The 6,704-nt window shown below is 65.1% G+C and carries 5 protein-coding genes and 1 pseudogene; all 6 read right to left on the reverse strand.

The window, feature by feature from the left end; all coding sequences use genetic code 11:
* Position 1: 1 nt before the first annotated feature.
* The gene (gene kdpB, locus A5747_RS06780; RefSeq protein WP_076122882.1) at positions 2 to 2,149 is read right to left on the reverse strand and encodes a potassium-transporting ATPase subunit KdpB; all 2,148 of its coding nucleotides are present in this window, start codon (positions 2,147 to 2,149) and stop codon (positions 2 to 4) included.
* A 1-nt stretch (position 2,150) separates the two neighbouring features.
* The gene (gene kdpA, locus A5747_RS06785) at positions 2,151 to 3,821 is read right to left on the reverse strand and encodes a potassium-transporting ATPase subunit KdpA (protein WP_076122883.1); all 1,671 of its coding nucleotides are present in this window, start codon (positions 3,819 to 3,821) and stop codon (positions 2,151 to 2,153) included.
* A complete protein-coding gene (locus A5747_RS25400) occupies positions 3,821 to 3,910 on the reverse strand; it encodes a potassium-transporting ATPase subunit F (RefSeq protein ID WP_139329779.1) in 90 nt (29 codons plus the stop codon). Before A5747_RS25400 ends, kdpA begins: the two co-directional genes overlap by 1 nt.
* Positions 3,911 to 4,170: 260 nt before the next feature.
* Positions 4,171 to 5,682, reverse strand: coding sequence for a cell wall metabolism sensor histidine kinase WalK (locus A5747_RS06795; RefSeq protein WP_076122885.1), 1,512 nt, complete (start codon positions 5,680 to 5,682; stop codon positions 4,171 to 4,173).
* Positions 5,679 to 6,452, reverse strand: coding sequence for a response regulator transcription factor (locus A5747_RS06800; protein ID WP_076122886.1), 774 nt, complete (start codon positions 6,450 to 6,452; stop codon positions 5,679 to 5,681). The genes A5747_RS06795 and A5747_RS06800 overlap by 4 nt, the downstream gene beginning before the upstream one ends.
* A gap of 175 nt (positions 6,453 to 6,627) precedes the next feature.
* Positions 6,628 to 6,704, reverse strand: a pseudogene (locus A5747_RS06805) (type VII secretion protein EsxI); the annotation flags it as partial.

Genomic DNA, 6,704 nt, shown 5'->3' on the forward strand with positions numbered 1-6,704 from the left:
CTCAGGCCATCCCGGGGAGCAGTTGAACCAGCAAGTCGATGAGCTTGATTCCGACGAATGGGGCGACAATGCCACCGAGGCCGTAGATGTAGAGATTGCGGCTCAGCAGCTTGGCTGCACGGCTCGGCGTATAGCGAACTCCGCGGAGCGCCAGCGGAATCAGGGCGACGATGACGATCGCGTTGAAGATGACCGCGGACAGGATCGCCGATTGCGGACTGTGTAACCGCATGACGTTGAGCAGGTCCAGGCCCGGGAAGATCGCCACGAACAGCGCCGGGATGATCGCAAAGTACTTGGCGATGTCGTTGGCGATGGAGAACGTGGTCAACGCCCCGCGGGTGATCAACAGCTGCTTACCGATTTCCACGATCTCGATGAGCTTGGTCGGGTCGGAGTCCAGGTCCACCATGTTGCCGGCCTCTTTGGCCGCCGACGTGCCGGTGTTCATCGCCACCCCAACGTCGGCCTGGGCCAGTGCGGGGGCGTCGTTGGTGCCGTCACCGGTCATCGCGACCAGGCGGCCGCCCTGCTGCTCGCGCTTGATGAGCATCATCTTGTCTTCCGGCGTGGCCTCGGCGAGGAAGTCGTCGACGCCGGCCTCGTCGGCGATCGCCTTGGCGGTCAACGGGTTATCGCCGGTGATCATCACGGTGCGGATGCCCATCAGCCGCATCGCGTCGAACCGGTCGCGCATGCCCTGCTTCACCACGTCTTTGAGGTGGATGACGCCGAGCACTTCGGCTTGTCCGCCGGCCAGCCGTCCGACGACGAGCGGGGTTCCGCCGGCCGCGGAGATACCGTCCACGATCTCGCCGAGTTCGGCGGGAACCGTGCCCCCGTGGCCGCGGATCCACTCGGCCACCGAGCTGGCCGCGCCCTTGCGTAGCTGGCGGCCGTCGAGGTCCACGCCCGACATCCGGGTAGTCGCACTGAATTCCACCCAGGAGGCGTTGGACAGCTCGCCTGGGGTCCGCGCGCGCAGCCCGTAGGCCTCCTTGGCATAGACGACGATGGAACGACCCTCGGGAGTTTCGTCGGCGAGGCTGGACAACTGCGCGGCGTCGGCCAGATCCTGGTTCGTCACCCCAGGCACCGGAATGAATTCCGACGCTTGACGATTCCCGAGCGTGATGGTTCCGGTCTTGTCCAGGAGCAGGGTGTTGACGTCGCCGGCCGCCTCGACCGCGCGACCGGACATGGCGAGCACGTTGCGTTGCACTAACCGGTCCATGCCCGCGATGCCGATCGCCGACAACAGCGCGCCGATTGTGGTGGGAATCAAGCAGACCAGAAGTGCGACCAGGACGATGCCGCTGATCCCGTCCGCGCTCAGCGCCGAGGTCGCCGGCACACCGGGATTGTTGACCTTGGAGTAGATCGCGAGCGGCTGAAGCGTGGCCACCGCGAACACGAAGATGATGGTCAGTGCCGCCAGCAGAATGTTGAGCGCGATCTCGTTGGGTGTCTTCTGCCGATTCGCACCCTCGACGAGTGCGATCATCCGGTCCACAAAGCTCTCTCCGGGCTTCTGGGTGATCTTGACGACGATCCGGTCGGAGAGCACGGTGGTTCCGCCGGTTACCGCCGAGCGGTCCCCGCCGGATTCCCGGATGACGGGCGCCGATTCGCCCGTGATGGCCGATTCATCAACCGAGGCAATGCCTTCCACGACGTCGCCGTCGCCGGGAATGACCTCTCCCGCGGTGACCACCACGATGTCGCCCTGCTGCAGTAGGGGCGCCGCCACTTCTTCGGGAGTGCCGCCGGTGCCGCCCGGCTTCCAGTCGTTGAGCCGGTGCGCGATGGTGTCGGCTTTCGATTTGCGTAGCGTGTCGGCCTGCGCCTTGCCACGCCCTTCGGCCACCGCTTCGGCTAGGTTGGCGAAAACCACTGTCAGCCATAGCCAGAACACCGTGAGCCAGCTGAACCAGCTGCTGTCGCCGATTGCGAGCACCGTCGACCATGCGGCGCCGATTTCCACGATGAACATCACCGGGTTGCGCCACAGGGTGCGCGGATCGAGCTTGGCGAACGCGTCCGGCAGCGACTTCACCAGCAATGCGGGGTCGAGCAACCCGCCCTGCAACTTATCGCCGGGCGCCTTGGCGCTGCGCCGGAGTCTTGGGGACGGGATCGTGGCGGTCACTTCAGTGAATCCCTTCGGCGAGCGGCCCGAGCGCCAGTGCGGGCAGGAAGGTGAGGCCAACCAGGATGACGGTCACACCCACCACCAAGCTCACGAACTGGGGCTTGTGGGTGGGCAGCGTGCCGCTCGATTCGGGGGTCGCGCCCTGACGGGCGAGCGAACCGGCCAGCGCGAGAATCAGCATCATCGGCAGGAAGCGGCCGAAGACCATCGCAAGGCCCAGCGCGGTATTCCACCAGACCGTATTGGCCGAGAGCCCGGCGAAGGCCGAACCGTTGTTGTTGGCCGCGGAAGTGAATGCGTAAAGGACCTCGGAGAGGCCGTGCGGGCCGGTGTTTGTCATGGCGGCGCGCTCACCCGGTAGCGCCATCGCTATGGCGGTGCCGAGCAGCACGATCAGCGGGGTGATCAGGAAATAGCCTGCGGCGAGCTTCATTTCGCGCGGGTTGATCTTCTTGCCGAGGTATTCCGGTGTTCGGCCGACCATCAAGCCGGCGACGAACACGGTGATGACGGCGAGGATCAGGATGCCGTATAGGCCGGAGCCGACGCCGCCCGGCGCGACCTCGCCGAGCTGCATGTTGAACATCGTCATCATGCCGCCCAGGGAACTGTAGGAGTCGTGCACCGAATTGACGGCACCGGTCGACGTCAGAGTGGTGGCGTCGGCGAAGATCGCGGAATCGGCGACCCCGAATCGTTGTTCGACGCCTTCGGTGGAAGCACCGACCGCGGTGGGAACCGTGCCGTGGTGCTGCAATTGGAACAGCATCATGAACGTGACGCTGAGAACGGCCAGGACGCCGACGATCGCCGCAATCGCGTAGCCCTGTTTCTTGCTGTTCACCATGCGGCCGAAGGTTCGCGGCAGCGAGAAGCTGATCACCAGTAGCAGGAAGATCTCCACCCAGTTCGTCCAGGCGGTCGGGTTTTCGAACGGGTGCGCGGAGTTGGCGTTGTAGAAGCCGCCGCCGTTGGTGCCCAACAGCTTGATCGCCTCCTGGCTGGCGACCGGCCCACCGGGGATGGTCTGGCGGGCACCGGCCAGTGTGGTGACGACCTGGTCGTTGAGGTGGAAGTTCTGCACGACGCCCCCGGCGATCAGCACGATGGCTCCGAGGATGGAGATCGGCAGCAGGATGCGGAGCGTGCCGCGCGTCAAGTCCACCCAGAAGTTGCCGAGTTCGTGGGTGCGGTGGCGCGCGAAACCACGGACCAACGCGACCGCGACGGCCATGCCGACGGCGGCGGAGACAAAGTTCTGCACCGCCAGCCCGGCGATCTGCACCAGGTGCCCCATGGTCGATTCGCCGGAGTAGGCCTGCCAGTTGGTGTTTGTGACGAAGCTGACGGCGGTGTTCCAGGCCAGCGCCGGTGTCATCTTTGTCCCGGGGTCGTGTAGATGCAGCGGCAGCTTGCCCTGGACGAGTTGCAAGACGAACAGGAATACGACGCTGACGGCCGAAAATGCAAGCACGCTACGGGCATACGCGACCCAGCCCTGTTCGGCGTCCGGATTGGCCCCGATCAGGCGATAGATGAATTTCTCTGTGCGCGAATGCTTTCGGGAGCTGTAGACCCGGTACATGTAGTCGCCCAGCGGGATATGGACCACCGCCAGCGCGACGACGAGTAACCCGAGGAAGATCAGCCCCGCCGCGGTCCCGCTCACTAGAACCGCTCCGGGAAGACGAGGGCCGCGCCCAGCAGCAGGGCGATGAGCACGGCCAGTATCAGACCTATGGCGTTAGCGCTGCTCACGAGCCCAACTTCAGCGTCCAGCCGAGCGCGGCGAAGACCGCTACGGTCAGCGCGAGGTACACCAAGACGCCCATCTTGTCTCCGTTCTGCGCCGGTCGTGCGCACACTTAACGACCTCATCGAGTCCGCGACAGCGTAGTCCTCGGAGGCAAAGGTCAGGTTGAAATTAATCGGACCGGATGGCGTGGGGCCGTTGGTTGATGCTTTCCTAACGGCGCCGCGGTTTACCTTTACGGTTTGTTTACGCCCGACGCAGAAGGTTAGGCGCTATCCGAGAGTGGGCCCTCGATCATCGGCAGTCGCACCCTAAACACCGTTCGGCCGCTGGCGGATTCGGCGGTGACCGAGCCGCGGTGCGCCTTGACGATCGAACTCACGATCGCCAGCCCCAGCCCGATGCCCGAACCGTCGGACCTCGTCGTGTCGGCCCGGACGAATCGCTCGAATAGCCGGGGCAGCAGCTGGGCGTCGATGCCGGGCCCGTCGTCCGCGACGGTCAGCTCCGCATAGGCTCCCTCGGCACCGCGCTGGCAGGTGATCCCGGTGGTCACCGTGACGCCCGGCGGTGTGTGCACCCGGGCGTTGCTGAGCAGATTGCTGACCAGCTGGTGCAGGCGGTCGTGGTCCCCCCGAACCCATACCGGCTCGTCGGGCAGGTCCTTGACCCACTCGTGCGAAGGCGCCGCGACCGCGGCGTCGTTCACCGCGTTGATGACGAGGTCGGCCAGGTCGACGTCGTCGTTCTGCAGGTCTTGACCCTCGCCCAGGCGGGAGAGCAGCAGCAGCTCGTCGACAAGCAGCGTCATGCGCCTAGCTTCCGACTCGATGCGGGCCAGCGCGTATTCGGTAGTCGGTGGCAGTGCCGAACTGTCCTGGCGGGTCAGTTCGGCATAACCCTGAATGGCGGCGAGCGGGGTCCGTAGCTCGTGGCTGGCATCGGTGATGAATTGTCGCGTGCGCAGATCGGAGTCGACGCGATGCGCCAGCGCACTATCCACGTTGTCCAGCAACCGATTCAGCGTGTGCCCGACGATCCCGACCTCATTGTCCGGGTCGGTGTCCTCCGGCCGAACCCGGACGCTGATCCGATGGTCGTCGTCGGTGAGCGGCATCGCGGCGACTTCCGCGGCGGTCGCCGCGACCCGGCGCAGCGGGCGAAGGGTGTAGCCGACCACCCAGACCGTGAGTCCCGCGGTGATGATCAGGGCGGCCGTGACAAGCGCCGTGGTGGTGATGTTCTTGCGTGCGATGATCCGGTCGGCGAGGTTCAGCGGCACCCCGACGACCAGGACGTCGGACCCATCGATGAGGCAGTCGACCCGGTAGGACCCAAGGCTGCCGAGCTTTTCGGTATGGGGCGGACCGTCGTGCCACTGTTGTCCTTCGATGGCGCGGACGACGTCGGCCGGCGCGGGTCGTGGTTCGTCTTCGGAGAAGACCGCCGAGCCGATCACCACTCCGTCGCGCACCACGGCGATGAGGTTTCCCGGGGTTTGTCCGGTGAACTCCAGCAAGGCCTGCGACACCGGGGCGTTGGCTCGGTGTCCCGACGCATGGTCGCCGCTGCGGTATCTGCTGTAGGAGTGGTTGAACGCGTGCAGCGATTTGGCGACTTCGGCGTCGTTCATGGTGGTGACGTAGCCGCGCAGGCTCAGCACCGAGACCACCCCGACCGCCACCAAAACCACTGTGACGACTGCCAATACGCCGACCAGCAATTGGCGTCGCAAGGAACGGGGAAACCACCGCGGGGTGTCGCGCTCGGCCGTCATTCCGGTGGCCGCAGCATGTATCCGACACCTCGGACGGTGTGGATCATCGGCTCCCTGCCGGAGTCGATCTTCTTTCTCAGGTAAGAGATGTACAGATCGACAATGCTGGTGCGCCCGGCGAAATCGTAGTTCCAGACTCGGTCCAGGATCTCGGTGCGGCTCAGCGCGCGACGTGGGTTACGCATGAGGAAGCGAAGCAATTCGAACTCGGTCGACGAAAGTGAGATCGCCGTCCCGTCGCGGCTGACTTCGCGGCTAGCGCTGTCGATTCGAAGATCGCCGACTTTGAGCGCCTCGGGAGTCGGTGGGGTCAGCTGGCCGGAGCGGCGCAGCAAGCCGCGGAGCCGCGCGACGAGCTCCTCGAGGCTGAACGGTTTGGTCATGTAGTCGTCCGCGCCCGCGGTGAGGCCGGTGACCCGATCCATAACCGAATCGCGGGCGGTGAGAAACAGCGTGGGCGTGTAGGCGTCGGATTCACGGATCCGCTGCAGAATTCGCAGCCCGTCGACGTCCGGAAGCATGATGTCGAGGACCAGCACGTCGGGTTTGACTCGCTCGAACTTCGCAATGGCTTCGCGCCCGTTGTGGGCGATTTCGACGACCCAGCCTTCGTAGTGCAGCGCCATCTTGACCAGGTTGGTCAACGCGGGCTCATCGTCCACCAGCAAAACCCGGATGGGGGATCCGTCGGCGCGATAAATCCTGGGCAGCTGTCCGAGCATGGCCTGGCGCGGCCGCTGGCTGCCGGCGTATCCCGACGTTGTGGTCATGTCCCCACATTCTCCCAATACGCATATCCAATTGTCACGGAGTTCATAGAATTCTCAAATCTAAGCGCCGGGCCTGAGGGGCGCCACACCACGAATTACCTTCCGCACCAAGCTGATTCACAAACGACGGGGCCGCACACCGATTGGTGTGCGGCCCCGGTCTAAGGGTGCGGTGTTAGGCCCAGCTGGACCCAACGGCGCTGTCGGTGCTGGCCATGTTGCTGCCGGCGGTCTGCACCTTCTGGCCGTGGG

Source organism: Mycobacterium sp. IS-836 (assembly GCF_001954275.1).
GTDB lineage: Bacteria > Actinomycetota > Actinomycetes > Mycobacteriales > Mycobacteriaceae > Mycobacterium.

Coding starts and splice junctions, on each gene's coding strand:
- A5747_RS06795 (WP_076122885.1), bottom strand. CDS start 5,682: ATGACGGCCGAGCGCGACACCCCGCGGTGGTTTCCCCGTTCCTTGCGA.
- A5747_RS06800 (WP_076122886.1), bottom strand. CDS start 6,452: ATGACCACAACGTCGGGATACGCCGGCAGCCAGCGGCCGCGCCAGGCC.